Annotated in this window: 28 protein-coding genes; 21 read left to right on the top strand and 7 right to left on the bottom strand. The window is 38.7% G+C overall.

Going from position 1 to position 25,371, the window contains the following annotated elements; genetic code table 11:
• Positions 1 to 13 precede the first annotated feature (13 nt).
• Both ACFSBH_RS18785 and ACFSBH_RS18780 read right to left on the bottom strand, forming a co-directional pair.
• Positions 14 to 823, bottom strand: a complete 810-nt coding sequence (locus tag ACFSBH_RS18785) for a BglII/BstYI family type II restriction endonuclease (protein WP_379599099.1) — start codon at positions 821 to 823, stop codon at positions 14 to 16.
• A 43-nt stretch (positions 824 to 866) separates the two neighbouring features.
• Positions 867 to 2,255, bottom strand: a complete 1,389-nt coding sequence (locus ACFSBH_RS18780; RefSeq protein WP_379599097.1) for a Sau3AI family type II restriction endonuclease — start codon at positions 2,253 to 2,255, stop codon at positions 867 to 869.
• A gap of 297 nt (positions 2,256 to 2,552) precedes the next feature.
• On the opposite strand from ACFSBH_RS18780, the gene dcm reads away from it, so the two are divergent.
• Together dcm and ACFSBH_RS18770 are read left to right on the top strand one after the other, a co-directional pair.
• Positions 2,553 to 3,809, top strand: a complete 1,257-nt coding sequence (gene dcm, locus ACFSBH_RS18775) for a DNA (cytosine-5-)-methyltransferase (RefSeq protein WP_379599095.1) — start codon at positions 2,553 to 2,555, stop codon at positions 3,807 to 3,809.
• 36 nt (positions 3,810 to 3,845) lie between these two features.
• A complete protein-coding gene (locus ACFSBH_RS18770; RefSeq protein ID WP_379599093.1) occupies positions 3,846 to 4,061 on the top strand; it encodes a hypothetical protein in 216 nt (71 codons plus the stop codon).
• Between the two features lie 109 nt (positions 4,062 to 4,170).
• Here ACFSBH_RS18770 and ACFSBH_RS18765 read toward each other — a convergent pair whose 3' ends face one another.
• A complete protein-coding gene (locus tag ACFSBH_RS18765) occupies positions 4,171 to 4,599 on the bottom strand; it encodes a very short patch repair endonuclease (protein WP_379599091.1) in 429 nt (142 codons plus the stop codon).
• Positions 4,600 to 4,923: 324 nt separating this feature from the next.
• Here ACFSBH_RS18765 and ACFSBH_RS18760 point away from each other — a divergent pair, with 324 nt between their 5' ends.
• The 5 genes from ACFSBH_RS18760 to ACFSBH_RS18740 are packed head-to-tail and all read left to right on the top strand — an operon-like array spanning position 4,924 to position 9,357.
• The gene (locus ACFSBH_RS18760) at positions 4,924 to 6,864 is read left to right on the top strand and encodes a hypothetical protein (protein WP_379599089.1); all 1,941 of its coding nucleotides are present in this window, start codon (positions 4,924 to 4,926) and stop codon (positions 6,862 to 6,864) included.
• On the top strand, positions 6,854 to 7,705 hold the full coding sequence (locus tag ACFSBH_RS18755) for a hypothetical protein (protein ID WP_379599087.1): 852 nt from the start codon (positions 6,854 to 6,856) through the stop codon (positions 7,703 to 7,705). Before ACFSBH_RS18760 ends, ACFSBH_RS18755 begins: the two co-directional genes overlap by 11 nt.
• A complete protein-coding gene (locus ACFSBH_RS18750) occupies positions 7,702 to 8,475 on the top strand; it encodes a DUF6339 family protein (protein WP_379599085.1) in 774 nt (257 codons plus the stop codon). Before ACFSBH_RS18755 ends, ACFSBH_RS18750 begins: the two co-directional genes overlap by 4 nt.
• Positions 8,476 to 8,523: 48 nt before the next feature.
• A complete protein-coding gene (locus ACFSBH_RS18745) occupies positions 8,524 to 8,970 on the top strand; it encodes a hypothetical protein (protein WP_379599083.1) in 447 nt (148 codons plus the stop codon).
• Positions 8,971 to 9,006: 36 nt separating this feature from the next.
• Entirely contained in the window at positions 9,007 to 9,357 is a 351-nt protein-coding gene (locus ACFSBH_RS18740; RefSeq protein WP_379599081.1) for a nucleotidyltransferase domain-containing protein, read from the top strand.
• 78 nt (positions 9,358 to 9,435) lie between these two features.
• Here the strand turns inward: ACFSBH_RS18740 and ACFSBH_RS18735 are convergent, their stop codons facing one another.
• On the bottom strand, positions 9,436 to 10,092 hold the full coding sequence (locus ACFSBH_RS18735) for a hypothetical protein (protein WP_251516775.1): 657 nt from the start codon (positions 10,090 to 10,092) through the stop codon (positions 9,436 to 9,438).
• A gap of 212 nt (positions 10,093 to 10,304) precedes the next feature.
• Between ACFSBH_RS18735 and ACFSBH_RS18730 the strand changes: the two genes are divergently transcribed.
• Entirely contained in the window at positions 10,305 to 11,384 is a 1,080-nt protein-coding gene (locus tag ACFSBH_RS18730) for an NAD(P)H-dependent flavin oxidoreductase (protein ID WP_379599078.1), read from the top strand.
• Positions 11,385 to 11,429: 45 nt separating this feature from the next.
• Here ACFSBH_RS18730 and ACFSBH_RS18725 read toward each other — a convergent pair whose 3' ends face one another.
• Positions 11,430 to 11,969, bottom strand: a complete 540-nt coding sequence (locus ACFSBH_RS18725; RefSeq protein WP_251516770.1) for a hypothetical protein — start codon at positions 11,967 to 11,969, stop codon at positions 11,430 to 11,432.
• A gap of 202 nt (positions 11,970 to 12,171) precedes the next feature.
• On the opposite strand from ACFSBH_RS18725, the gene ACFSBH_RS18720 reads away from it, so the two are divergent.
• The 10 genes from ACFSBH_RS18720 (at position 12,172) to ACFSBH_RS18675 (ending at position 21,506) form a co-directional block, all read left to right on the top strand.
• The gene (locus tag ACFSBH_RS18720; RefSeq protein ID WP_251516769.1) at positions 12,172 to 12,321 is read left to right on the top strand and encodes a hypothetical protein; all 150 of its coding nucleotides are present in this window, start codon (positions 12,172 to 12,174) and stop codon (positions 12,319 to 12,321) included.
• 192 nt (positions 12,322 to 12,513) lie between these two features.
• Entirely contained in the window at positions 12,514 to 13,149 is a 636-nt protein-coding gene (locus tag ACFSBH_RS18715) for a hypothetical protein (protein WP_379599075.1), read from the top strand.
• A 13-nt stretch (positions 13,150 to 13,162) separates the two neighbouring features.
• A complete protein-coding gene (locus ACFSBH_RS18710) occupies positions 13,163 to 13,876 on the top strand; it encodes an ABC transporter ATP-binding protein (protein ID WP_251516765.1) in 714 nt (237 codons plus the stop codon).
• The gene (locus ACFSBH_RS18705) at positions 13,845 to 16,307 is read left to right on the top strand and encodes an FtsX-like permease family protein (RefSeq protein ID WP_379599072.1); all 2,463 of its coding nucleotides are present in this window, start codon (positions 13,845 to 13,847) and stop codon (positions 16,305 to 16,307) included. Before ACFSBH_RS18710 ends, ACFSBH_RS18705 begins: the two co-directional genes overlap by 32 nt.
• Before the next feature lie 14 nt (positions 16,308 to 16,321).
• Positions 16,322 to 16,822: a PadR family transcriptional regulator gene (locus tag ACFSBH_RS18700; RefSeq protein WP_379599070.1), complete on the top strand. Its 501-nt coding sequence runs from the start codon at positions 16,322 to 16,324 to the stop codon at positions 16,820 to 16,822.
• Positions 16,823 to 16,977: 155 nt separating this feature from the next.
• Complete coding sequence (locus tag ACFSBH_RS18695; RefSeq protein ID WP_379599068.1) at positions 16,978 to 17,676, top strand: response regulator transcription factor; 699 nt, start codon at positions 16,978 to 16,980, stop codon at positions 17,674 to 17,676.
• Positions 17,669 to 19,069 (top strand): sensor histidine kinase, encoded by a 1,401-nt coding sequence (locus ACFSBH_RS18690; RefSeq protein ID WP_379599066.1) that lies wholly within the window; start codon positions 17,669 to 17,671, stop codon positions 19,067 to 19,069. Before ACFSBH_RS18695 ends, ACFSBH_RS18690 begins: the two co-directional genes overlap by 8 nt.
• A gap of 99 nt (positions 19,070 to 19,168) precedes the next feature.
• A complete protein-coding gene (locus tag ACFSBH_RS18685) occupies positions 19,169 to 19,627 on the top strand; it encodes a hypothetical protein (RefSeq protein WP_379599064.1) in 459 nt (152 codons plus the stop codon).
• Between the two features lie 59 nt (positions 19,628 to 19,686).
• Complete coding sequence (locus ACFSBH_RS18680) at positions 19,687 to 20,808, top strand: ABC transporter permease (protein WP_379599062.1); 1,122 nt, start codon at positions 19,687 to 19,689, stop codon at positions 20,806 to 20,808.
• Positions 20,808 to 21,506: an ABC transporter ATP-binding protein gene (locus ACFSBH_RS18675; RefSeq protein WP_379599060.1), complete on the top strand. Its 699-nt coding sequence runs from the start codon at positions 20,808 to 20,810 to the stop codon at positions 21,504 to 21,506. Before ACFSBH_RS18680 ends, ACFSBH_RS18675 begins: the two co-directional genes overlap by 1 nt.
• A 253-nt stretch (positions 21,507 to 21,759) precedes the next feature.
• Here ACFSBH_RS18675 and ACFSBH_RS18670 read toward each other — a convergent pair whose 3' ends face one another.
• On the bottom strand, positions 21,760 to 22,083 hold the full coding sequence (locus tag ACFSBH_RS18670) for a CHY zinc finger protein (protein WP_379599058.1): 324 nt from the start codon (positions 22,081 to 22,083) through the stop codon (positions 21,760 to 21,762).
• A 358-nt stretch (positions 22,084 to 22,441) separates the two neighbouring features.
• Between ACFSBH_RS18670 and ACFSBH_RS18665 the strand changes: the two genes are divergently transcribed.
• Positions 22,442 to 22,594, top strand: coding sequence for a small acid-soluble spore protein P (locus ACFSBH_RS18665; protein WP_379599056.1), 153 nt, complete (start codon positions 22,442 to 22,444; stop codon positions 22,592 to 22,594).
• 756 nt (positions 22,595 to 23,350) lie between these two features.
• Positions 23,351 to 24,166, top strand: coding sequence for an N-acetylmuramoyl-L-alanine amidase (locus tag ACFSBH_RS18660; protein WP_379599054.1), 816 nt, complete (start codon positions 23,351 to 23,353; stop codon positions 24,164 to 24,166).
• A 67-nt stretch (positions 24,167 to 24,233) separates the two neighbouring features.
• On the opposite strand, the gene ACFSBH_RS18655 is transcribed toward ACFSBH_RS18660, so the two are convergent.
• Positions 24,234 to 24,602, bottom strand: a complete 369-nt coding sequence (locus ACFSBH_RS18655; protein WP_379599052.1) for a DoxX family protein — start codon at positions 24,600 to 24,602, stop codon at positions 24,234 to 24,236.
• Between the two features lie 209 nt (positions 24,603 to 24,811).
• On the opposite strand from ACFSBH_RS18655, the gene ACFSBH_RS18650 reads away from it, so the two are divergent.
• Positions 24,812 to 25,084: a hypothetical protein gene (locus ACFSBH_RS18650; RefSeq protein ID WP_251517586.1), complete on the top strand. Its 273-nt coding sequence runs from the start codon at positions 24,812 to 24,814 to the stop codon at positions 25,082 to 25,084.
• Positions 25,085 to 25,371: the final 287 nt, after the last annotated feature.

Raw genomic sequence — 25,371 nt, 5'->3', positions numbered from 1 at the left:
TGTCTCGTATTAGCTATTTAAAATCCACACCTATTAACCAGATGGGGAATTTTATGAGGCTTTCAATATCCTCTAAGTCCTTCCTTGTCTTGTCAAAGTTAACGGTACCATCACTAATATATTTTGAAAGGTTTCCTGAAGCGGTAATATACACTAAGAAATCCATATCAACAAGTTGTTCTATTTGGATGGTTTTTAGCAAATCATAATATAATAATGCCCAGTTACCGAATTGAATTTCACCAATAATTGTAGGTTCGTTCTTGGGATAGTCCATATCTATCCCTTCTGTAATAGATTCTAATTCATGAACATCCGCTAGTTTCCTCCAGTCGGCTCTTTTGAAAAGTTCTCTATTCCAACGACTTTTCCCATCAAAAATAGCCCTTCTTCCAAAGCAGTAGTTTCTAAAATTAACTAAGTTATATAATTCGTCAAACAAAGCAAAATCAAATCCACCAATTTTAGTTGAATCGTAAAAGACCCCTTCTTTGAAGTCAACCTCATATTTCATTTCAGGGATATTAATTTTAAAGTTATCTCTTATTGAGGTGTTCAACGAGTCCGCTTTTATTCGTCTCGCATATCTTATTCCATCCTTATATTGCCTCTTTTCAGTAGAAAACTCCAATCCTTTTAATTCAATTTGAAGTGTTTCTAATATCTGTTCGTAAATATTGTTATGTCTCCTTAAAAACAGATCTGCGTGTCTGAAAAACACTTGGCTTTCTTTAGTGACTATAAGATTTCCTGTACTCCGATTAACCCAATCTTCTGCTTCTTGTTCATTCATATCAAAAACCTTACGTATATTTTGTGTCAAAGATATCCCTCCGTGTTTGCTCCGTTAACAGTGAGCCTGATTATCATTCAAGATTCCTAACAATTTCAGCTATATAATTGTTATTTAACCAATAACATTGCTTGGTAATGGTTTGCCCATTTGGCAGTAACACCTTATCTTTACCATCTGCACCTTTCGGACGAACATGAGCGACCCCGTTAAATCCACTTTTTGGTAAATCATTCATTTCAACAAGTTTCTTTCCCCGCATTTTATATTGAATATTTATTCCTTCACGGATTTTTAAGTTTATCTCTTCCCATAACTCCCTGATTTCTTTTTCTATGGTCTGTATTGGCATATTCCATAGTTTAATTCCTTTAAAGAAAAGCTCTCTTTCAGGATTTTCTCTCTTACTTTCTTTGTATTCAAAAACAACGAAAAGAAATTTTGTCTCTAAAAATCGATTGCGGACATAACTTTCTTCCCAGGATTCATTGGTCCATAGCTGAAAATCTATGTTCTCAAACGACATGGATTCCTTTGGCTTTCCATTTGGTTCAAGCCGTATGGTTTTAAATTCGATATTAGCTTTTGCGAATTCTTCAATGTCATTTAATCTAGTACCCTTTATACCAAGAAAGGAACTGATTATACTAGGGACAAAGCTTTTTGAACGCGGATTGTATTTGATGTCGAATTCCCTTGCTATTTCCTTGATTGTTTTCCCGATATGGGGAGAAAACTTATCAGATAGAATATCGTTTAGAGATTTTTCTTTTAATTCGTCAGAATCTGCGAACCTTACTAGTTTTTCTTTATTGATATATTTACGGACTAATACTGTCATATAGGATTGTTTTAAGGAAAATGCTCTTTGCATAGCAGGTATGTCAGAATATGGTTGTTGCCTTAGTTGCTTTCTATTAGCTCCTTTAGTGCAGGCCCCAAGGTAATTGGTGTCACCTTCAGAGAGTTCATGTGCTTTTCCCGCTTTAATCTTTGATACAATTGTTTGCCAATCTTGCTTAATTATTTCCAAATCTTCCTCGGGATAAGTGAAAAGGATACTTTTTACAATTCTATAGTCCTTGCGATTAATATCCGGCAACCATTCATAGAACATAAGCAATAATTTCTCATTTTTTCGCCAAAAGCTGGAGGTGTTAAAATTGTAGTGCACCTCTTCCATATAGTTTATAATGTTTAAGACAAGACGTTCTTTAGCGGATAACGTCCCATTTTTATTATGTTTAAATGGTGTCACTTTCAACTCTACATTTAAATGCTCAAAGTCAGGTTTGGCATTAGAATTCACTTGATAACCGAAATAGCTTTCCTCAACAACTTGCCCAAGGCCACCTTTTGCTTTTCGATTATCGAGGCGATTCGTCAAATCAATATCTCCAAAAGTTTTTCCTTCAGCAGCATATGCTTTTTCCATCAATTCATCCATTGTCAGATATTCCATGGCAACCTCCTGCTTTAAACTCTATAAAAATAGCTAATGACTATTTTAAATATCCTAGGGTACAATTCTAGTATATAGGAACTAGTTTTCCTTGTGTTAGTTTTCATTCTTTTTGTTCCGAAAAAAAATGGTAAAACTAGTAGATAGAAATCAAATAAATTTTATGCTAGAATTAACTGTTATAAAATTTATTTTAAAATGGTACAAGTATAATAAAACTTGTCGAATTCAAACAAAGATCTTGATCTTTTGTCGAATATAGTGTATAATGGTAGAAAAGCGAAAGGATGTTCGTATATGACGCAACAAAAAAAGCTTCGGGTAATGGAATTGTTTGCGGGTGTAGGTGGATTTCGATTAGGATTAGAAAAAGCGAATAAGGATTTATTTGATGTAACTTGGGCTAATCAATGGGAACCTTCTCGTAAAGTTCAACATGCCTTTGAATGTTATATACGAAATTTCCCTAACGGAACACATAGCAATGAAGATATAAGTGAGGTCCCTGATGAAGTGTTTCAAGACTATGCTTCAGACTTGGTCGTAGGTGGTTTCCCATGTCAGGATTACTCGGTAGCCAGATCACTTTCTGGGGAACAGGGTATTCAAGGAAAAAAAGGAGTTCTGTTTTGGGAGATTGAACGGGTACTGAGAAATACTCATCCTAAGTATGTACTTCTTGAAAATGTTGATAGGTTACTGAAGTCCCCTTCCAAGCAAAGAGGTAGAGACTTTGCAGTAATGCTTGCTACATTCAACCATTTAGATTATGTTGTGGAGTGGCGAGTCATTAATGCAGCTGATTATGGACATGCACAGAGAAGACGTCGGGTATTCATTTTTGCATATAAAAAGGATATCGTTTTTGATAAAGAGCAACGTGAATTAAGTATGGAAGATATTGTCTTTAAAAAAGGATTCTTTGCTAAACCTTTTCCTGTAAAAGAAGAGCCTTATCAGGGAAGAGTGAGTGAGATAGAGGATTTACCGAATGATAGAGTTTTTATAACGGATAACTATTCATATGGTTTCCATACCGCGGGTGTCATGAGGGACGGTAAATTCTACACCGCCCATACAGAGCCTGTAGCTATTGATCCTACACCGTTAAGAGATATTCTTCTTGATGAAGCGGAAGTTGACGATAAATATTACCTCTCAGAAGAAGAAGAAAAGAAGTTTGAATATCTGCGGGGAGCAAAAAAGGTTGAGAGAACTTCGGCTAGTGGTCATAAATACTTTTTCTCAGAAGGTGGAATGTCACCAACAGATTCGTTGGATTTACCGGGCCGAACAATGTTGACTAGCGAAGGTACAAAGAACAGAAGTACTCACATAGTTGAGGTGAACGGTAGAAAAAGATACTTGACACCTATTGAATGTGAAAGATTAAATGGATTTAATGATAATTGGACAGAAGGCATGCCCGATAGAATGAGATATTTTTGTATGGGGAATGCTCTAGTTGTTAATCTTATAGAAACAATGGGGAGACGCATTGAAGAAATCGATAAAGCAAACACTCTGGAAGCAGTTCAATTAGAGTTGCTTTAAGATACTGAATTAATCTCATTCAGTGGGGGATAGAACATGTTTAAATGTGAATGTGGTGGACTCTTGCTTCCGATTGCAATGGAGGAATTCCCATCAAATATTAAAGGTGACGAACAACTACATTATGAACGTGTCTGCGATGTGGCATGCCAAGATTGCGGAAAGGTTTACTATTCACAGCCCTATGATAGCGATAAAAAGCAACTTAGAGTAGTGAAGGAAACAAAACAATTAAATCTAAAGAATGACTAGATTAAAGTAACTAATAGAATACTGGATTATTTAAGGCAGGGGTTGAGAGGCTCCTGCTTTTTGCTGTTTTAAAAGAATCTAAGGTTGAATCTGCATAAGTGTAGAGTACTTAATTGGATAAATTACTTTTTTTTGCAAGTTCAATAAAGTCAACGATTGTATCTACGACAGATTCTAAATCCTCCCTAATTTCATGCTCCCAAATCCTCATGATATTCCACCCTTTATCCAAATAATATTCGGTCACTTCTTTATCCCTTTCCTGATTACGTTCAAGTTTTTTCTTCCAAAAAGGAATGTTGCTTTTCGGCATTTTCCCATGGATGGGGCAGAAGTGCCAAAAGCAGGAGTCTATAAATATCACCACTTTGTATTTCTTTATTGCAATATCGGGAGTGCCAACCATACCACGAACATTTTTTCGGAATCTTACACCTCTTGCCCAAAGTCTCCTTGTAACGGAGTCTTCAAGCTTTGATTTGGCCTTGATAGCCTGCATCGTCTTTCTTCTCTGTTCTTTCGTCATCTTGTCTACCATGGAACACCGCATCCTTTCCTGTAGGGGATCCTATAGTAAAGGGATTTTCACTATAATTACTATTCCCTATATAAAATTTTCAAATCTAACAGGATGGCGAAATAATGTATGAGCGACTCTGTTTCATGTACAAGATACAAGGTTATTTAATTAGGTAATCTTTTCATGAGATTATCCTATAAATATAAGCAGTGATGTAGTAAAACAGCTTCAATTTTATGTATAATAAGTAATAAAGAACTAAATATTATTCTTAACCCCAAACTATTTAACCGATTCAAAACTCATGTGTTTATATAATCGAATATTAGGAGGAGATAAATTGTGCAGAGGTATTGGAATTTTCCTGCGACCATTGGGGGAGCAATCAACTCATATAGTAACGCAGGTTTAGAGACGTTCAGAGGAAACCCATTGAAATCATTAACAAGAGAAATCATTCAAAATTCATTGGATGCGGCCAAAAATCCATCCGAACCTGTCAAAATTGAGTTTAGTCAATTCAAGGTGAAAGCGGTTGACTTCCCTGGACGTGTTGAGTTAGTGGAAAGCTTTCAGCTTTGTGAGCGAACATGGCGTGGAAATAACCCTAAAACAGAGAGGTTTATAGACGAAGGGTTGTCTATGTTGTCTAATGAAGAAATTAACTTCCTAAGGGTAAGTGATTTCAATACGAGAGGGCTAGAAGGGGCGGACACTGGAAAGCTAGGATCTCCATGGTCATCTTTGGTGAAAGAAGCCGGCTCTTCCAATAAGCAAGAGAGTTCGGGAGGCAGCTTCGGGATAGGAAAGGCAGCACCGTTTTTAAATTCACAATTAAGAACACTTTTTTATTCTTCATACGACATCAAAGGTTATGAGTCCCATATCGGAGTTTCGAACATCATGTCATTTAGGAAGTCTGATAATTATGTCGCTACTGGAAATGGGTTCTATACATATGATGAACACTCGCCGGCGATACCTGGTCAACTTAGGTTGGATCCCGAGTTTCAAAGAAATGAAAGTGGTACTGATATATTTATATCGGCATTTGAGCCTCGTGCTAATAACTGGGAGGAAGAAGTGAAAAATGCTGTCTTGTTTGATTTCTTTATCCCTGTATATAGACAAGACCTTGTCGTTAAAATCAATGGTTACGAAATTAATCATCAGAATGTTGGGGACCTGATAAATGAATTGGAAGAGACTGAAGACAGTAGGATATTAAAAGAATACTATAATCTATTAATCTCTGATCAAACCATCAAGAAGGAATATCCAGCAAAAAAATATAGAGGGGGCATCACTTTTAGGGAAGGAGAGGCCACGTTTTATTTGACTAGCGGTGAGAATTTGAATCGAAGAGTATTAATGACAAGAAAAACTGGTATGAGGTTGTTTGAACAGACTCATGTCAGTGGTACCATATCCTTCACTGGAATACTCATGATTACAGGTCCGAACATGAATGATATTTTCAAAGAGATGGAGAATCCTGAGCACAATCAATGGAGTCACGATCGTTATGAGGAGGATCCTAATCTGGCTAAGAAGATTTATTCTGATTTGCGCAAATTCTTGAGGGATACGGTCAAGGAAGAGTTTCAAGAGGAAATCACAAAAGAAACGGATGCTTACGGATTAAGCGACTTTTTACCGAATACAATTGAACTGTCGGAGGAATCGAAGGCTAAACAAGAATCTCTAGGTGGCAGAGTAAAGTCGATTATAAAAAAAGCAAAAGAACATAAGCCTGAAGAGAAGAAGAGACGTAAAGGTAAGGATATCAAGGAAATGGAAAAAGAATTGGTGGGTGAATTCGGCATTTCTCCAGGAGACTTAGGGGGGAATGGATTTGGAGAACACCAAGGTGGTGGAGATGATGGGGCTGGCTTAACTGATTCGGGAGGCAACAACGAGCTGGATCGGGACAAAGATGGCACACAAGATAAAGAAAAAGTTGCAAAGCCAAGCAAACACCCTGTAAGGATGGAACAACGTTATATGTGTATGGATAGGATGAAAGGTCAGTATCGATTTAACATATCTCCAAAGAAATCACTTAATCAAGGTAAGCTTGTTTTCCGTGTAATAGGTGAGCAATCGGATTATGATGTACCAATAGTATCTGCAGAGACATCTGATCCTGATTTTACTGTGGAAAGAATAGATTCCAATGTAGTGGTTGTAAATACACTTACAAAAAATAAAAGGTTCATTCTCGATGTAGGTATTGACTACCCAAATTATTGTGTATTGGAGGTTGAACTCTATGAAAATTAGTACGTCATACCCTTATCCCGTTCTCTTTATGAATAATGACGATTATGTAGACTCTTCCTTCCACGCGGAAATTGATGTTAAGGAATTATTTGGAGAAGTAGTTATATATGTTACTTATCACCTTGATAATAAGGAGATGCTCGGCTTAATTGAGGAAGAAGCATGTACTTTCATCCTGCATGTTGAATATGGTCAAACGAGTTATCGGAGGATTTTTCCAACGACTAAGGTGAATCAGGAAATACATATTCCTTCTGATAAATTGCGTGGAAAGGTTGAATTGTTTTCTTTTGTAACAGCCAATACAACAATTGAGAACTATACAAATTCAAATTTAAACGATTTCTATAAAGGTGCACCTATTGTATTTGAAAAAGGTAATATAATGGCTATTGGTGATGCAATTGAAACGACATTATTTGAAGATGATGTAGATCTTCTGAACCTGCCATCCATCATTAAAGTGACGCAATCAGAACGTAGTGAATATATGGAAGTTGATATAACCCAGGATTTACTTATTGTTTCTCTGCCGAAGTACGAGTATGAGCAGTACATACATAATCGTAAATCTGTGCTGAAGCAAACAATTCTCTCGAATGTGTTCCTTCCCTCATTAGTGCAGGTATTCTCAAAGCTTGATGAAAGCTATGATTTTGAAGACTCGACATGGTACCAAGTCCTGGAGAAGATTTTTGCAGAAAACAATATTCGTATTGAGGAAGTTGGTACGGATAGTTTGTCGGCGTTAAAAGCTGCTCAGATGGTGTTAAGAAAGCCGATTAAGACAAGTTTTGAAGAGATAGAGAAAGAAAGTTCTCATAGGGAGGGTGAAGCATGAAACTGAGATTTCTATCAGAGGAAACGTTAATAGATTTGAGGACCAATTTGGAAGCATATAAAGAACATTACTATAATAGAGATGACGAATGGTTTGATGATTATTTCAATCAAAAAGGAAAGGTAATCGAATCCAAAATAGATTTCAAGAAACCCGCTATGAGTTTCAATGAAGACTATTCTATTAGTGATGCAGAAAATGTAAAAATCTTATATGAATCATTGAAACATCTTACAATCAACCAGGCCACACAAGAGAGGGTCTGGGCTGGCCTTTTGCATCTGCAAATGAGGGATTTCTTTTATTATAGAATGAAAAATGAACTTGATGGTAAAAATGACAAGCGCATAGAATCTGGGGTCTTCTTCAAATATAATAGTAAAAGATCATTGTTTATCCACGTTTTATCCCGATTATGGTGGGTTGGCCATATGACTTATGATGAAAATAATGAAGAAAACCCATTCTGGTTGACTGATTTCTTTACTGAGAAGGATTTTTCAGCAAGAGCAACGTTATTTTTCTCAAGTAACTTTACATCCAATAAGAATATTACGATTGGAATCTTAACTGTGTTATATAATTGGCAGCAGCAGGGTATTCCAGTTAAGCGTGAGCACTTTGTTCAAGCGACCAAGTATTTGAATGTTGTAGGCGGAGCTATGATATTGGATGTGCTGAGTATTGAGGAAGTTTCGGATATGGTGGAAGAGTATCTGAGTAAGTTGTATGGTATAGAATCGGTAGGGGGCAAATCCCCAGTGTACTAGTTGGTTAGGAAGTAAAAATATATTATCAAAGTTTAAAAAGGAGAAATCATGGGCAGACACAAGGGGCAACCAAGACAGTACTATTTTAATCTATTTAAAACTCCAGAAGCTAAGACACTTGCGGAGCAGATTGATTACTATCTTTATCATCAAAGCCCTTATAAAGATGATGTGGAAGATTATCATGAGAGATATAACAACGGGATTCATACGGATTGTGTTGGTTATATTAGTAAGAAGGGATCTTATAAGTTTGCAACGATGACTTCTGCACGTGGAGTGTGTTTTGTCCTTCATCTTGGTAAAAAACTCCACACTGAAACTGCAAAAGTGATGCAGAAGGAAATTGATGAATTACTAGGGTTTCCCTATAAAAGTACAGACAGAATTAAATTGACGCCAGGTGAAGTATACATCCGTCTAGAAAAGGTTAGTAGTCTCGAACAAATTAAAGCATACATAGACAAAGCATATGAATTGAGGTTGCAAAAGTGATTTTTATGCCTACCAATGCACTTAGGGGGACTATACATGCACGTGGCGGCAAAAGGATTAGAAAGTTACACTGTACATGAATTATCATATATTGTAATGGACTACATCACTCATCGGCTGGATTATGTAGATGATGACTTTGATATTATTCGCATGGCGGTTATTGGGAGTAGGGTGAAGGAAACTCATCGACATAATAGTGATGTCGATATTGCCTTTACTTACGAGGGGAAATATCGATCGGATTCTATGAATGATGTTTTGAATATGAATCCACTCTTTATTAACGGAATTCGGGTGGACTTTATCCCGTTTTCAGTGAATAAAGGCGAGGTGTTTGACAACAATGAGAAACATCAGGACTTACCAATTATCTCCCTCGAGTAAAAAAAGAAGTTTAGCACTATTCCTATAGGAAAATGCGCTAAACTTCTTTTTTACTTCTCTTCTAGAGGTAGACCACTTTTAATCATCCCACCACGTCTCCATATCAATCAACCAATGACTCCTTAGCGTAATAGCCCGCTCCAATGCAGCCAATGTACCACCAACCACCAGCGTCATGTTCAACCAATCCGATAGAACAATCGGCGACTCAAACGTTCCAAATCTATCTGATATAAAGTCAATTTGAGAAATTAATGCGACAAGTTGGGGAAGGCCAAGTACTAAGGAAACTAATAAGATAATAATAGCGGCAATACCTATCAACTTACTTATACCAGGAAAACGCTGATCAAATTTCATCCGTAAGCCTTCCATTGATCGGGGATGGGGTGCCAGCTGTTGTTCGGTCCCGTCAGCGGTGACATAATGCATTCGTTTCAGCCCAAATGTCGTCGTGGCAACTTCAATATAGCCATCTGCAACGGGGAAAGTTGCTGGAAGGTTTGAGGTGGCATGATGCTTGCCGTTGAGGTATAATTCCGTCGTTTCATCTTCGTTGAAATAGTCGACGTTCACTGCATAAACGTTTTCGATGTCTTCTTCAACAATCCTCATATAAAACACCGAACGGGTGAAAATTTCCCACCAGCGGTACTCTTTCAGTGGATGGCCGTCTCCAGGTTTAACTTTATTAATTGCTCGTTTTCTTTTCCAATGACGATACTTACGAAGCATCGTTTTTCCACTCCTTTAAAATTCACAACTACTTATGTAATAGGTAATAGTATTACGGAAAAACGGTGAAATATGTTTCATTATTCCTGCTTAGGTAGGGATAAAACATGGGTTGAAACAATGATGTTCGGTCTTCTGCCGATTTTAAAGGAGGATTGGCACTTTTTTTGTTGAAATACATAATAAGGCAGGTTAAGGAAAAGGAGTATCTTATGCTAAACAATAAAATGACAGAGCTATTGCAAATCCAATATCCGATTATACAGGCGCCTATGGCGGGAGGAATCACTACTTCGGAATTAGTGGCTGAGGTTTCAAATGCTGGAGGTCTAGGATCGATTGGGGCGGGCTATATGACCCCTGTCCAAATCCGTGAGCAAATAATAGAGATTAAACAATTAACGTCGAATCCTTTTAGTATCAATCTATTTGTTCCTAATGAATTCTTTGTTATCCAAGATGAGATTGATTCAGCTAACCAAGTATTACAGCCTTTACGTGATGAATTAGGTATACGAGATGAAGATCGCATGGAAATTCCGCAATTTGAAGATGAATTAGATACATTCCATGAACAGATCAAGGTAGTAATCGAAGAAAAGGTACCTGTTTGTTCATTCACTTTCGGTATTCCTTCCGCTGAAGTGATTAGAGAGTTAAAGCAGCACAACATTATTTTAATGGGAACAGCTACTACGGTAGAAGAGGCGATTGAAGTTGAAAAAGCAGGAATGGATATCGTCATCGTTCAAGGCAGTGAGGCTGGGGGACATCGGGGAAGCTTTCTTCTTCATGCTCAAGAAAGTTTAATTGGTTTAATGTCGCTCATTCCGCAGACAGTTGACCAAGTAAATATTCCTGTTGTTGCTGCTGGAGGGATTATGGATGGCAGAGGATTAATGGCCTCTGTTTGTTTAGGTGCAAGTGGTGTCCAAATGGGGACAGCATTTTTAACAACTTCGGAAAGCGGGGCTCCGGCTATCCAAAAGGAAGAAATACTATATGCTCACGAAGACCAAACCGTATTAACGCGGGCTTTTTCAGGGAAATGGGCAAGAGGAATAAAAAATAAATACATTTCAGAGATGCAGCAGCATGAAGCAACATTACCGGAGTTTCCCGTTCAAAATGCTTTAACAAAAGGAATTAGAAGTGCTTCTTCCTCACAAAAAAATCCGGATTTTATGTCTCTTTGGTCTGGTCAGAGTCCAAGGTTAGCTGAAAAGCAAACTGTGAGCAAGTTAATAAAGAAAATGATAGCAGAAGCGAAACATTTGAAAGAAACGTTATAAAATTAAATCCGTTGATTGCCGCAGAGTGCAGTTCATGCTCTGCGGTTAGCTCTGTCGCTTGATGAATTCCAAAGGCAATTTTTTATTTAATTTATAAAATAGATTTTGAAAATGGCTGATATCATCCGGATTCTTCTTTTCAAAATCAACATCACGAATGACCGCTGAATACTCGCTGAAATCTTGTTCGCTTTCTTTAAGACTAAATTCTATCTGTAACGATTCGTTTTCATTCTCAAATTGAAGAGTGAGAACATCACCGTTTAATTCATATGTCCCATCACCGTCTTGGATAGATGGTGTGGCTGCTTCCCCGTCTGAAAACTCTACTGTCATGAGCGAGTCATATCCATTCGGATCATCATTTCGTGCATCTGGTGTTGGATAGGAGATGTTAAAGGTGCTTCCTGACAATTCGTCAGTGGCTGTCTGAGCATAGTGATTATTGAATAACGGGATTGCTACTAGCAAAAGAAGAAAAACGGAAGCAAGATAATATTTACGTTTTGAGGATTTCTCGATCTTGGCGCCTTCATTCTTATGAACTTTACTGCCCATCTTTCTATTTTTCTTGAATGTTTTCATGCGTATCATCCCCTTTTTAGATTCTTTCTCCTCTTACTTTACTAACGAATGAAAAGTAAAAAGGTTACAGTTATTTTCGGAAAATTTCATTTCTTGAAGTAAATACCTCCGGATGTATGATTCCAAGTGTATTTTTGCATACCTCAAAAGAAATTGGACAGTAATAATAATGAATTAAATTTAGTTAGGTGAGGTGAATAACATGAAGTTCAAAAAAATCTTCGGAAGTGCTTTTGTAGCGATTCTCTCTACGGGATTATTGTTCGGATGTGGTACAGCAAATGATGAACAAGAACCTGATCCGACCGAAGAACCTTCTGAACAAATGGAAGATAGGCAAGATAATCAATAAGAAGCTGCATTTTTTACTTAAAGGATTGTTATAGAAAAAAGGATTTGTTTTCATGACAAATCCTTTTTTTATTGGTTAAAAGATGAATTTTCCATCAACCAAAATAAAAATGGCAATATCCTATTGACATATATACTCGGTATCTATATACTCAGTAAATAGTTACTCAGTATATAAAAAGGTGGAAAGCGTATGAATTTTTTATTGGATTACCAATGGGAGATATTTATCCTTGCTGAAATACTGTCCATCGTCTCCTTATTGCTGTTTGGTGTTGTTCGTTATTTATTCAGAAAGAGAAAAATGAGCCTCCTCTTCTTGTTCCTCTTCCTAGTTCTGCTCATTTTAGAAGCTGCACTTGCCCTCGTGATTTATCGTGAAACCGGTGAGATTTCTACATTTCAAATTGTGATTATGATTTTCGTCGTTTACGCATGTACTTTCGGAATAAATGATTTTAAAAAGCTCGACCGCTGGATGAAGATGAAAATTGGCCAATGGCGAGGAGTTGATTTGCTGACAGAGAAGGACAGAAGGATTATGGCGAGGCAAAAAGATCCGAAATATATTGCCAAAGTGAATCGCTATAGCGCGATGATCCATCTGCTCATTTTTGTTGTTGTGCAGGCTGTCTTTTGGAGTTATGGATTGAATGGTTTCGATGAAGCGATGAACTATATTACTGATTTATCGTGGATCGGCACAGAAAATTATCAGGATACACCTTATCCAAATGATGTGATTTATGGAATTTCCATGATTTGGGTACTCGTCTTTATCATTGATTTTATCTACTCATGGTCTTACAAGATTTTCCCATCAAAATAAAGAGGTGAATAACATGATTAACGTTTCAGGCTTAACAAAGGAGTACAAAACCGGGAAGGAAGTTGTACCTGTTTTAAAAGGGGTTGACCTCTCGATTGAAGAGGGGGAGTTTGTTTGTATTATCGGTCCGAGTGGCTCTGGTAAAACAACTCTGTTGCATTTGCTCGGTGGTTTGGACACTGCAAATTCAGGAAGTATTTATTTGAAGAATACAGACCTTACATCGAAAACGGAAAAAGAACGGACGATATTAAGAAGGAAAGAAATTGGTCTTGTGTTTCAGAACTATCAATTGCTGCCGACGCTCACCGTGTACGAGAATATCGTTTTTCCGATGCATGCAGATGGAAAGAATGTGTCAGCAACCGATGTCGAGAATCTGTTGAAGGCAGTAGACTTGGCAGGCTATGAAAATCGTTTTCCCTATGAATTAAGTGGTGGACAGCAACAGCGGGTGGCGATTGCCCGGTCGCTGATCCACAAGCCGTCCCTTTTACTGGCAGATGAGCCAACCGGGAACTTGGATAGAAAGCGTAGTGGAGATATTTTGGATTTATTGGCGAAGTTCCATTATGAGCAAAAGCAAACCATCGTCATGGTTACACATGATATGTTTGCGGCAGGATATGCAGATCGGATTATATTGTTTAAAGATGGAGTAATTGAAGCGGAAGTGAAGAGGGAGGATGACGACTATGCTAAGTTCTTGGCGCGTTTCATGGCGTAACCTGACTCGGCATAAGAAACGTTTCCTTTTCACCTTGATTGCCCTCACGCTAGGCGTCACGGTCATGACGAGTATGCTGATTGCAAAATATACCTTCTCCAACATGATGGATGAGCAGGAGCAGTTATATGCAGGAGAAGCAGATTTTTGGATTCAAAGTAATGAAGGGTTTTTCGATGACTCTGAAATTGCCTGGTTGGAAGAGCGGGAAGAAATCGACGAAGGTGTCACTGCTTTAGTGAAACAAGGACTGGTTGAGCTCGAGACAGACGTCCCTGCCCAACGCACGGTACGATTTACAGGACTCTCGGATTTCCAATCAAGTATTGTGCCGTTACCTGTCAAAGCTGGTGATACGACCGAAGAAGGTTTAATTATAACGGAAAACGCGGCAGAACTTTGGGGAAAAGAAGTGGGAGACACAGTCACTTTTGAGGATATCGGCACGCTTGAAGTTACTGCAATCGTATATGAGGGGCCGATGTTGAACAGTCCACAGACATTTGAAGCGGCCTTCTATCAGGATTTTCGGGTGATGGTGCCGTTAGAAACCCTCCAATCGCAAAATGGTCTTGAAGGTCAAATATCGAATTTCCGGTTCAGTGTCGAGGAAGGCGCCGATCATCAGGAATTACTGACTGCTTATGATAATGAATTCGAAGGAGCCTCCCTATTTGTTCAGCCGATTGTAGTAGATAATCAGCAAAACAATGATATAGACAGTATCTATTATGTCTTTGATCTCATTGCCATATTAGCTGTTTTCATCAGTGCGTTTATCGCTTTTAACATGATTCATACAAGCATCGTGGAGAGGAAACGGGAAATCGGGATCATGAAAAGTCTCGGTTACACCGATGGCAATGTCATTCGCCTGCTTGCACAGGAAATCAGTATCCTTGCAATTTTAGGAACGGTGTTTGGTGTCAGCCTCGGTGCTTGGTTAGGGGATACTATACAGGAAGTATTAATAACAGCCATCGCTACGCAAAATATTGAGTATGATGTTGTATTTTTTGTTCCGATTATAATATCCATCATCATCGGCTTCTTATTTCCTTTTGTCGCTGCTTCACTACCGGTGTACAAAGCAGGAAAGGTTCCTATATTAGAAGCAATGTTTGAGAAGGATCCGTCCATCCGAATTGATCGGTTGAGTAAAATTCGAATCGTGCTAGGTATCGTCTTTACAGGGATTGGTCTCATTGATAATGTATGGGCATTTCTCTCTTTATTTATCGGACTTGTCCTGTTGTTCCCATTATGGATGAGGTTGCTGCAGTTGATTATTGGTCCGTTGTTATCCCTGTTGTTCGGCTTTTCAGGTAAACAAGCGTCGAACTCCATAAAGCAGTTTTTAAGGAGAAATGCTAACACGGCTGCCATGCTTGCTATCGGGGTAAGCTTAGCTTTATTCATGAGTGCGGCATTACAAGATTTGCCTAAAGGAATGGAGGAAGAGGTTCAACAGACCTTTGGGGGAGATATTCATGTGGAGAAAGAAACCCCGTGGTCAGAGGAAGAACTCCATGCTCTGGAAGAAATTCCTGGGGTAGAAATGGTTTATTCTGCATATGAAATTCCGAATATCACTTGGTATACGAGCAACGATAAGCTTAGGGAATTTTCCATCATGTCCTTTTCGGAAACGACCCCACAGCAGTTTTCAATTGAGGAAGAGACGACAGATTCCAGTGAACTCCCAGAAATTTATTTAGGGAATCGTGCTTTAGCGGAAGCAGGCGTGGAGGTAGGTGATGTTTGGACACTTCAAACACCGGCAGGAGCGCAGGATGTTTTCATCAAAGGACGTGTGCTCACCTCCCATTATTCCAATTATGTTGCTTTTGCTGAAGAAAGCACGATAAAGGATAGGTTGAACTGGCCATTTAGTTATAAAGTGATGATGGATGTGGCAAGTGAGGGAGATGTCCCAACTATCCTCGCAGTAGTTTGGGAACAGTTTGGTGCATCTATTTCAGGTGTAAATACATTGCCGCTAACAATTGAAAAGACAACTGGCGGAGTGAAGGGTATTGATGATTTGTTTCAGTTTCTACTCTTACTCATTATCGGAATAGCTGCAGTAGGGATAAGTAATACGTTATTTATGAATACGATGGAGCGAGTAAAGGAAATAGGAACGATACGGGCGCTTGGTTTTACAAAAGGGCAAGTGAGATTTATGATTATTGCAGAGGGTCTGTTTATTGGTATTGCAGGGGTAGTGGTTGGAACAGCTTATGGAATTCTAGTCATCTATTTGAATTCCATCTCTGCAGATGCTCAAGGACTATTGGATTTCGCCATTCCTTGGGTCAGCCTGATCCTTGCCATTGCAGGTGGTATCCTATTTACACTTCTCGCTTCCTGGTTACCTAGTTACACTGCATCACGAATTTCCGTCAAAGAGGCGATTCAATATGAGTAAATGGGGATATTGATATGTCAGTTAAACATTCATTACTTGCTCTAATCTATGAGAAACCAAGACATGGCTATGAATTGAAAACCGGATTTGAATCTTTAGTTGAAGGGTTATGGCCGCTAAATGCCGGTCAAGTCTACACGACACTCGACCGGCTGGAGCGGGATTCTTTTGTAGAATCACCAGGTCATGATAAAAAGGACCGGAAACTATATACGATCACTCAGGCAGGGAAGGAAGAACTCTGGTCTTGGCTCAATGAGCCTGTTGGAAGATCGTTGTTCAAAGAGGAATTTTATATAAAATTTCTTTGTGCAAGTCACGTATCGTATGAGAACAAAAAAACGATGATCCGAAATCAAAAGGAAACGATATTAAAGGATATTTTGCATCTTACCCAATTAAGAAAACAAATGTCCCTATCTGGAAATGATACGATGAAATTGTTGATTGAAGGGGCTTTGCTGCATTTAGAGGCGGATATGAAGTGGTTGGAACGGATAGAGGAAGAGTTGTAGTATATCATCATAACGAAGAATGAGCTGTTCATACAGCTCATTTTTTAATGAACTTTGGGCGCTTGCTGTACCATGCAAGTGCCCAGGTTTTAATGTATGATTTATTAACATCACGTTCATATTACTCAGAGATAATAGACAAGAGGGGTGATGACATGAAGCGACCGATAAAAGTTTTAATCATAGAAGATGATTCGAATATTGTGGAGTTAATCCAGTTGTATATGGATAAAATCGGTTTTTCCTCTATTTCTGCTTCCGATGGAGAAGAAGGGTTGGAGTTATTTTACAATGAATCCCCTGACTGTATCCTTCTAGATATTATGCTGCCTAAAATGAATGGTTGGGAAGTTTGTAAGGAAATTCGATTGATAGATAAACAAGTTCCGATCATCATGTTGACTGGCAAAGGGGAAACGTATGATATTATCCAAGGATTGGACATTGGAGCGGATGACTATGTTGTTAAACCATTTGATCCGAATGAATTAACCGCGCGTATCAAAACTGTATTACGGCGAACGATACTGTCGGATAGTGAAAAGGATGAGCTACATTTTGATAACATCGTTATAAATATGAAAGAATATCGTGTGTTAATCAATAAGAAACAAGTATTGATGGCGCCAAAAGAAATGGAATTGTTTTATTACTTGGCAATGAACCCGAATCAAGTGCTGACAAGGCAGCAGTTATTGGACCGGGTATGGGGCTATGAGTTTGATGGGGATCCGCGTACCGTCGATGTCCATATAAAACGAATCCGGGATAAGCTGGCTGCGCATCAAGCGGATTGGTCTGTAGCTACTATTCGAGGAGTCGGTTATCGGTTTGAGGTGAAATCTTTTGCTTAAGAAAAACTCAATCTTTTCCAGGATGTTTCTCAGCTATTCATTCATTATTGTTATTTCCTTTTTATTCTTTATTGCTGTCTTTTTTTATTTATTTCACTTGAATTTCTACAAAGAATTTGAAGATATCTATCAACATCAATATGAACAGGTTGAAAATCAGCTGCAGAATCAACAGCGATTCAATTGGAGTGACAGTGAAACGGCTAAAATATTTGCCCAATCCCTTAATCAGCCAGACTATCTTATTTATCTCGTCGATGAAACAGGCGAGCAGATTTATGGTCCCGGTTTAACAGAAGCTTCTCCATTTATACCAATTCCCGAAGATATTTTGGAACAAGTCATTGCAGGAGAAAAAGTGTCCGAGGGAGGGTTTGTGGATGGAGAACTTCGTTATACGATTGCGAGCACGCTCCATACGAATATAGATGATGTGGAGCGGCCAATTATGGTGATGATCTTTCATGAATTACACCATGAATATAAACAAATCATTTTCATGATTCTTTTTACATTTATCATTGGAATTCTGTTTGCAGGGATTATTTTATGGTTTATGTCAAAAAGAATCTCTGCCCCATTGAGAGAAATGAGCGAGATTGCAAGGCACTATGCGACTGGTGACTTTTCGAAGTCTGTACAATATGAGTTAAACGATGAAATTGGTCAGTTGGCGAAATCTTTTACGTATATGGCTGATGAACTAAACCATTTAGAAAAGACTCGACGGCAATTCATCTCAAACGTCTCTCATGAATTACGTTCCCCATTAACATCTATAAAGGGGTTTATCATTGCTTTGATGGATGGGACAATTCCAGCCCATAAACAAGCGCATTATTATGGACTGATGAAAGATGAGACAGAACGGATGATTAAGCTTGTAAATGATACGTTGGATATGAACCAGTTGGAAGAAGGTCACCAAAAGCTTTTCCGGACGGATTATAACTTAACGGAACAAATCAATGCCATCATTCATAAGTTTGAACCACATTCCAAGGAAAAGCAGCTGAAAATAAGTTTTCAAGCGGACCAAGATTACGTAGTTAATGCAGATAAAGAACGAATGGAACAGGTACTTGTTAATCTCATTCATAATGCTATTCAGTTTTCAAATATGTATGAGCGCATTGATATCAAGTTGATCAGGGAAGGACGTCATGTCCGCGTGCTGATAAAGGATTATGGAATCGGCATGGAAGAGAAACAATTAGATCTGATTTGGAGAAGGTTTTACAAGGTGGACGAGGCTCGTTCAAGTAAAACCGGAGCAGGGCTTGGATTGGCAATTGTTAAATCTATTTTGGACTTGCATGAAACGGAAGTCGAAGTCGAGACAAAACCAGGAGAAGGGACGGCCTTTTCTTTTAAGCTTCCGTTAAGCCATTAATTTTACTACATTCTAAGCAGGAGGCAAGTTTGTTAACATGTTGTTCATATTCGATTGCTACGATAAACCCAGGTAAACAATGTAGAAAGGATGTAAACGATGTATTCTTTAAGTTATATTTTCCACATTGCTGGTGTTGCAATCTGGGTAGGTTCATTTTTGGCGCTTGGCTATCTTTTAAGAGGTATTGCCAAGAATGAAAGAGCATTAACAAACTTTGCTCCCGTTATCAAGCGAATTCAAAAATGGGTAATGTGGGGAGTTCTTCCTAGCTTAACATTAATACTGTTATCTGGGGTTTATATGATTTTACAGTTTAATCGGGAATCAATGCCGCTCTATCTTACCATCATGGAACAAGGCGGTACAATGATCATCCTGTTAACGATTATTTTTGTGTCCATTTATAGTGTGAGGTTGACTAGAAAACTGGAAGGTATTCCTTTAAAGAAAGAGAAAACACTTGTTGGACTTACAAAAATGTATGCCAACTACCTATTAATCTCTACTCTATTAGGCATAGGTATTGTTATTATTGTTGGATTGCGGTTGAGCTGATGAAGCTGGATTAAAAATTTGTAGATTACGAGTTACCATTACAACATAGAGGTGAAATTATGTTTCTTGCATTAAGAGAATTTAAGCATGCCAAATTACGTTTTATCATGATTGGCATGATTTTAGTATTAATATCTTGGCTTGTTTTTATATTATCAGGTCTCGGAAATGGTTTGTCTTCCCTAAGTGCCGCGACGTTTAAAAACATGGATGCTGATTTTGTTGTTTTTGAAGAAGGCTCCCGCCATTCCATGTTAAGATCGGTCATTTCAGAGGATTTATCTGAAGAGCTTATGGAACAGGAACATGTGAACGACGCTGCACCAATGGGTTCCCAAACGGCAGTAATTCTTAAAGAGGATGCCACTTCAGATGATGGAAAAATTGATGCCTCCCTTTTAGGAATCAATCCTGGTACATTTTTAGAACCTGAAGTCATTGAAGGACAAGCCCTGACTGAGGGTAAAAATCAGGAAGTTATTGTAAATGATGTATTAAAAAATGAAGGCATTAAACTTGGGGATACGCTTGAAATTGAAGGTACAGATAAAGTCATTAAAGTTGTCGGGTTTGTAGAAAATGAATCTTTTAACCATTTGCCGGCTATTTTTATGACCATGGACGCTTGGCGCGACATTCATTTTGCTGCACCTGGTTCTGATATGGGCGTAAGCAATCCAGTTAATGCCATTATGCTTCAAGGTAATGAAATTATTCCGGAAGAAGTCGATCAAGCAATACAAGGGATAGAAACAGCAACGAAACAAGAAGCCATCAATGGAATTCCAGGCTATACAGCTGAAAATGGAACGATTATGATGATGCTCGGTTTTCTTTTAGCGATATCCGCATTTGTGATTACTGTTTTCTTCTATGTGATGACATTACAAAAATCAAATCAATTTGGAATTATGAAGGCTATTGGAGCAAGTGATGGTTTTCTTGGACGAGCAGTGGTTTCCCAAATATTCCTGCTTGCTGTCGTAAGTATTGGATTGGGAATATTACTGACTTATGGAACGGCGGCAATTTTCCCAGAAGGGATGCCTTTTGAACTGAACCCTACTCTCGTAATCAGTTATGCACTCGTATTGCTTGTCGTGTCAGTACTAAGCTCACTTCTGTCCGTACGGAAAATAACGAAAATTGATCCACTGCAAGCAATAGGGAGGGTTGAATAATGAAAGGAATTAAGTTTGAAAAAGTATCTAAACATTATCAAGAAGGAGATAGAAAGTTCACAGCTCTGAATAATGTCTCCATTTCAGTCCAACCTGGAGAATTCGTTGCGGTGATCGGTCCATCTGGTTCTGGAAAGAGTACATTCTTATCCATTGCAGGTGCGCTTCTGCAGCCTTCGGAAGGTAATGTGACGATTAATGGGACTAGTCTAGCGAATCTTAAGCCAAAAGAGCTTGCGAAACTACGTCTGGAACAAATCGGCTTTATCCTGCAAACATCGAATCTTGTCCCTTACTTGACCGTGCTTGACCAACTTCTAGTCGTTAAGAAAATGAAGGGCTCCATTACGGAGGAAGATAAACGATTTGCAAAAGAGTTGCTGACAGAAGTAGGCTTAGGTGATAAATTAAAAAAATATCCTGATCAGCTTTCAGGCGGAGAACGTCAACGGACAGCAATTGCTCGGGCGTTAATGAATGATCCGGATATTATTCTTGCCGACGAACCTACAGCAAGTCTTGATACACAGCGTGCCTTTGAAATCGTGGAGTTATTGTCTACTGGATTGAAAGCACGAAACAAGGCAGCGATTATGGTTACACATGATGAACGTTTATTAAAATATTGTGATAAAGTATATCAAATGATTGACGGAGAACTTAAATTGCTTGAAGAAGTACAGTCCGCAGTTCGCTAATGATAAAATTCAGTACCTTCATGTCTATAATGGATGGGTTGGAAGACATATTAAACTAAATGAACAAACTGTTGTACTAGCTTATCGTTTTGATGTATCAATATAATTATTCAATAGTTCATGCTCCCTTTAGTAGAATCTACTTTAGGGAGTTTTTTGAAAGTCAGAAGTTTATATAAGCTGCAGAAGGGCTGAGATATAATAGTCTATGACCACCAATACGTCTGCTTCGGTTTATCGTCAGCGCTGCCTGTTATTTAGTCTGTAGTTCAAAATAAATTGGGTAATGCGCAGTACATCCCGCATTGAAGGAAGCCTGGCAGTTTGGGCAGTTTGTGGTACGCATGTATTGGTGAATCGTCAACTTTGTGTGACAGCGGCCGCAAAGGATGGCCGATTCGTCAAACTGCTGTTCAGGCCAAGGTTTGATGCGGTGATCCGCATGCTCTTCATGGCATTTGTAGCAAGGATAATAGCGATTGCAGCATTTAAATTTAATAGCAATAATATCTTTTTCTGAATGATAATGTGTACAACGTGTCTCGTCGTCCACAATAGACCCATAAATTTTCATCAACAAACTCCTTATCTAAATAATAGCCTGTTCACTGTAACAAACATTTTCTACCGATAAAGTTGTTATTTAGAAAACATTCATCAACAATCTCTGAACAAGAAAGATTACTGCTATGGATGACCCGCCTAGTATAGTATGTTTGGAGATCTCTATCATTACCCATTAAACAAGAAATCGACTATTTCAATATCTTCACTTCCATTTTAATTACGATTAAAGAACTAAAAGTTTCATTAACATTTTCTTGAAAAAGCCTGCTATCGTGACAATCTCAATTTGAACAACACTTTACAATCCTCTTTAGAATAACCAACCCAATTTTATCAAAAGATACTCCTAGAAGGAAGGAGGGGTAGCCATGGCACCGAGACCTAAAGGACCGAAACAAAAGAAAAACCCGGATATTCCACAAAGCCCGGACCAACCATACGGCGAGCCGATGCAAGGTTCCAAAAAAGTGAAAACAAGAAATCATTCGAGACAAAACCGCAACCCGGGTCACGGGTTGTAATCTCTCGGATAAAAGCATTCCTTGTAGCATAGAGCAACAGGGAATGTTTTTTATTTTCGTTTTTATCTGGAATTAAGTAGCTCTCTGCATGAAGATAGTGAGAAAGAATGTGCTCATGACGATAGAGTGCTTCTTAGTGCATGAAGGCAGAGGAGAAAAGTGTGTTCATGACGCTAGAAGGCTTCTCAGAACACGAAGCAAGAAAGAAATTGTGCGTTCATGATGTTAGTGTGTTTCTCAGTGCAAGAATACAAAGAAAAAAAGTTCGTTCATGATGTTAGAGCGCTTCTCAGAACACGAATGCAGAGAAAAATTGGTCGTTCGTGATGTTAGAGTGCTTCTCAGTGCACGAATGCAGAGAAAAATGATTCGTTCGAGTTGATAGAGTGCTTCTCAGAGCACAAATGCAGAGGAAAATTGTTCGTTCGTGTTGATAGAGTGCTTCTCAGTGCACGAATGCAGAGAAAAATCATTTGTTCGTGTTGATAGAGTGCTTCTCAGTACACGAAGGCAGAAAATACTCGTTCGTTCGTGCTGATAGAATGCTTCTCAGCGCACGAAGGCAGAAAAAAATCCTACTTCATGACAATATGGACCGTTTCCGTACACCAAAACTAAATTCAATTGTGCCATATACACCTCTCCTCAGTATAAAATCCCCACGCCCCTCTTTTATCAACTTTTTTTCCCAGTTAGGTATTTAAAAGTTTCTTCTTTGTCTTTTTTTCATATTGTAACTATAAAGGAGGTGTTATCATGCCAACGATTATGTTGGATCCTGGACATGGCGGAAGCGATCCAGGTGCCTCTCAAAGGGGCAATTTAGAAAAGGACCTCAATCTAAGTATCGCGTTGCGAACTCGTGATTATTTACGGAAAAACTATGATGTCAAGGTTAGTATGACAAGGACTACAGACACAACAGTCAGCTTGGCGGCCCGTACCAACCGCGCGAATCGAGAAAATGTTGACTATTATTGTTCGATTCATATTAATGCGGGTGGTGGTAGAGGCTGGGAGAGCTATATTTATAACGGCCCCGTATCATCGCAAACCGTACGAGCGCAGCAGACACTTCATAAATATGTCATGAGCGTAATTTCAAAATATGGAGCTCGTGATCGTGGAATAAAACGGGCAAATTTCCACGTCTTGCGTGAAACGAAGATGCCCGCGATTTTATTGGAAAATTTATTCGTAGATACGACTGCTGACCTTAATCTTCTAAGAGATAAATCATTCTTAAATATTCTGGGAGATGCCATCGGTGAGGGATTGGCTAGGGCACTGTCGTTGAAAAAGCTGGCGAAACCAAAAGACCCTGAGAAGCCGGATACAGGTATGTATTATGTCATTGCAGGAAGTTTTGCATCCCGTAAAAATGCCGAGACACGTAGTAACATGCTGAAAAAGAATAATGTGGAAGCGATAATTAAGACAACTAAAGCGGGAAATGCAACAAGATACAGAGTCCAAGCGGGGGCATTTCGCAATAAAAAATCAGCAGAGCAACGGAGGAATTTTATCCGTAACTTAGGCATTAAAGATGCGTATGTTACGGCAGATTCATAACTTGAATCTCAAAAAAGCGGGTTAATTTAAGATTAATCCGCTTTTTTGAGACCCACAAAACGGTATTCTACACTCCATGTTTCCCATGCTTCCAAATAAGAAATAGAAGAATTAACATCACGATATCAAGTCTTGCCTCAAAAGCGAAAGATAGAAATCCGGAATGTGTGAGAGTGGGAATCTTTGTAAGAATAATTGCTATGGCCATAATGAGAATGAGTGGGGGAGCGGCGAATCTAATATACATTCTTCCTGCAATCAACATGCCGCATGCAATTTCAATAACAGCAACTAAAAATAAAGTTAACTCAGGATACGGCAATCCAAGACCGGCGAATAGTCCTTTAAAGTCGGGAACAATTAATTTGATGACACCGGACGTGATAAATACATAGCCGACAGCATAGCAAATCCACCTCATCAATTGTCCATGCACAGCGGACACCTCCAATTTGTACTCCTAACTATTCCTATGCTTGAAGGGAGACAAGCTTGACGGTTATTTTAATTAGAGGTTGATATTAGGCAAAACCCAAATTTAATGCGGAAATTAGGGTTTTGCCTAGCTCGTTTTCAGGGCGAATACCATAGGCTGTAGAGAGTGAGGAAATAGTACCTTCGAATTTTTTGAAAAGGAGCAGGCAAATGAATGGATATGTAGAACATATACCGATGATGTATCATCCGGGACTGCAGCGAAACGGTGGCCCGTATGGTTACGAATACGGTTCTGGTGAGTTTATTGCCCCATTGACTGCTGGTCTGATCGGAGCCGGGTTGGGATTCATAGGAGGAGGATTACTTGCTGGTCGTCCACCGGGGTTTGGCTATGGTCCAGGGCCGTTTTATGGTCCGGGATACGGGTATGGACCAGGATTTTATCCATACGGAGGATATGGACCTTACGGATATTACTAAAATATAGCAGTAAAAAAAGAAGGGTGCTTGCAATTATCTTGCAGCACCTTTTTTGTTGATATTTTATAAGTTCTTCAGAAAGGGATACAAATGATTCGTGCATTTATGAGGTATTTAAGAACACGAATGCAAAGAAATTTCCTTCGTTCGTGCAGTTACAAGGCATCTAGGAATACGAATGCAGTCAAGTCCATAATTCTGTGTAAAAGCATATTTTCGACCAGTAGTAATATTATTTGAAATCATAGTGTGAGAGCAGCCACAGCTTTGCTGCTTGCCATTGACTG

Origin of the sequence: Oceanobacillus luteolus, assembly GCF_042678205.1 — a bacterium.
Lineage (GTDB): Bacteria > Bacillota > Bacilli > Bacillales > Amphibacillaceae > Oceanobacillus > Oceanobacillus luteolus.
Note: the sequence above shows the minus strand (reverse complement) of the source record. Positions and strands in the feature narration are given on the sequence as shown.

Excerpts from the sequence above, each read along its gene's own strand:
- ACFSBH_RS18725 (WP_251516770.1), bottom strand. The coding sequence starts at position 11,969 with ATGAAAACATTCAAGAAAAATAGAAAGATGGGCAGTAAAGTTCATAAG.
- ACFSBH_RS18745 (WP_379599083.1), top strand. The coding sequence starts at position 8,524 with ATGGGCAGACACAAGGGGCAACCAAGACAGTACTATTTTAATCTATTT.
- dcm (WP_379599095.1), top strand. The coding sequence starts at position 2,553 with ATGACGCAACAAAAAAAGCTTCGGGTAATGGAATTGTTTGCGGGTGTA.
- ACFSBH_RS18740 (WP_379599081.1), top strand. The coding sequence starts at position 9,007 with ATGCACGTGGCGGCAAAAGGATTAGAAAGTTACACTGTACATGAATTA.
- ACFSBH_RS18770 (WP_379599093.1), top strand. The coding sequence starts at position 3,846 with ATGTTTAAATGTGAATGTGGTGGACTCTTGCTTCCGATTGCAATGGAG.
- ACFSBH_RS18730 (WP_379599078.1), top strand. The coding sequence starts at position 10,305 with ATGCTAAACAATAAAATGACAGAGCTATTGCAAATCCAATATCCGATT.
- ACFSBH_RS18710 (WP_251516765.1), top strand. The coding sequence starts at position 13,163 with ATGATTAACGTTTCAGGCTTAACAAAGGAGTACAAAACCGGGAAGGAA.
- ACFSBH_RS18675 (WP_379599060.1), top strand. The coding sequence starts at position 20,808 with ATGAAAGGAATTAAGTTTGAAAAAGTATCTAAACATTATCAAGAAGGA.
- ACFSBH_RS18695 (WP_379599068.1), top strand. The coding sequence starts at position 16,978 with ATGAAGCGACCGATAAAAGTTTTAATCATAGAAGATGATTCGAATATT.
- ACFSBH_RS18685 (WP_379599064.1), top strand. The coding sequence starts at position 19,169 with ATGTATTCTTTAAGTTATATTTTCCACATTGCTGGTGTTGCAATCTGG.
- ACFSBH_RS18700 (WP_379599070.1), top strand. The coding sequence starts at position 16,322 with ATGTCAGTTAAACATTCATTACTTGCTCTAATCTATGAGAAACCAAGA.
- ACFSBH_RS18665 (WP_379599056.1), top strand. The coding sequence starts at position 22,442 with ATGGCACCGAGACCTAAAGGACCGAAACAAAAGAAAAACCCGGATATT.
- ACFSBH_RS18705 (WP_379599072.1), top strand. The coding sequence starts at position 13,845 with ATGCTAAGTTCTTGGCGCGTTTCATGGCGTAACCTGACTCGGCATAAG.
- ACFSBH_RS18680 (WP_379599062.1), top strand. The coding sequence starts at position 19,687 with ATGTTTCTTGCATTAAGAGAATTTAAGCATGCCAAATTACGTTTTATC.
- ACFSBH_RS18720 (WP_251516769.1), top strand. The coding sequence starts at position 12,172 with ATGAAGTTCAAAAAAATCTTCGGAAGTGCTTTTGTAGCGATTCTCTCT.
- ACFSBH_RS18765 (WP_379599091.1), bottom strand. The coding sequence starts at position 4,599 with ATGGTAGACAAGATGACGAAAGAACAGAGAAGAAAGACGATGCAGGCT.
- ACFSBH_RS18650 (WP_251517586.1), top strand. The coding sequence starts at position 24,812 with ATGAATGGATATGTAGAACATATACCGATGATGTATCATCCGGGACTG.
- ACFSBH_RS18750 (WP_379599085.1), top strand. The coding sequence starts at position 7,702 with ATGAAACTGAGATTTCTATCAGAGGAAACGTTAATAGATTTGAGGACC.
- ACFSBH_RS18660 (WP_379599054.1), top strand. The coding sequence starts at position 23,351 with ATGCCAACGATTATGTTGGATCCTGGACATGGCGGAAGCGATCCAGGT.
- ACFSBH_RS18780 (WP_379599097.1), bottom strand. The coding sequence starts at position 2,255 with ATGGAATATCTGACAATGGATGAATTGATGGAAAAAGCATATGCTGCT.
- ACFSBH_RS18735 (WP_251516775.1), bottom strand. The coding sequence starts at position 10,092 with ATGCTTCGTAAGTATCGTCATTGGAAAAGAAAACGAGCAATTAATAAA.
- ACFSBH_RS18715 (WP_379599075.1), top strand. The coding sequence starts at position 12,514 with ATGAATTTTTTATTGGATTACCAATGGGAGATATTTATCCTTGCTGAA.
- ACFSBH_RS18755 (WP_379599087.1), top strand. The coding sequence starts at position 6,854 with ATGAAAATTAGTACGTCATACCCTTATCCCGTTCTCTTTATGAATAAT.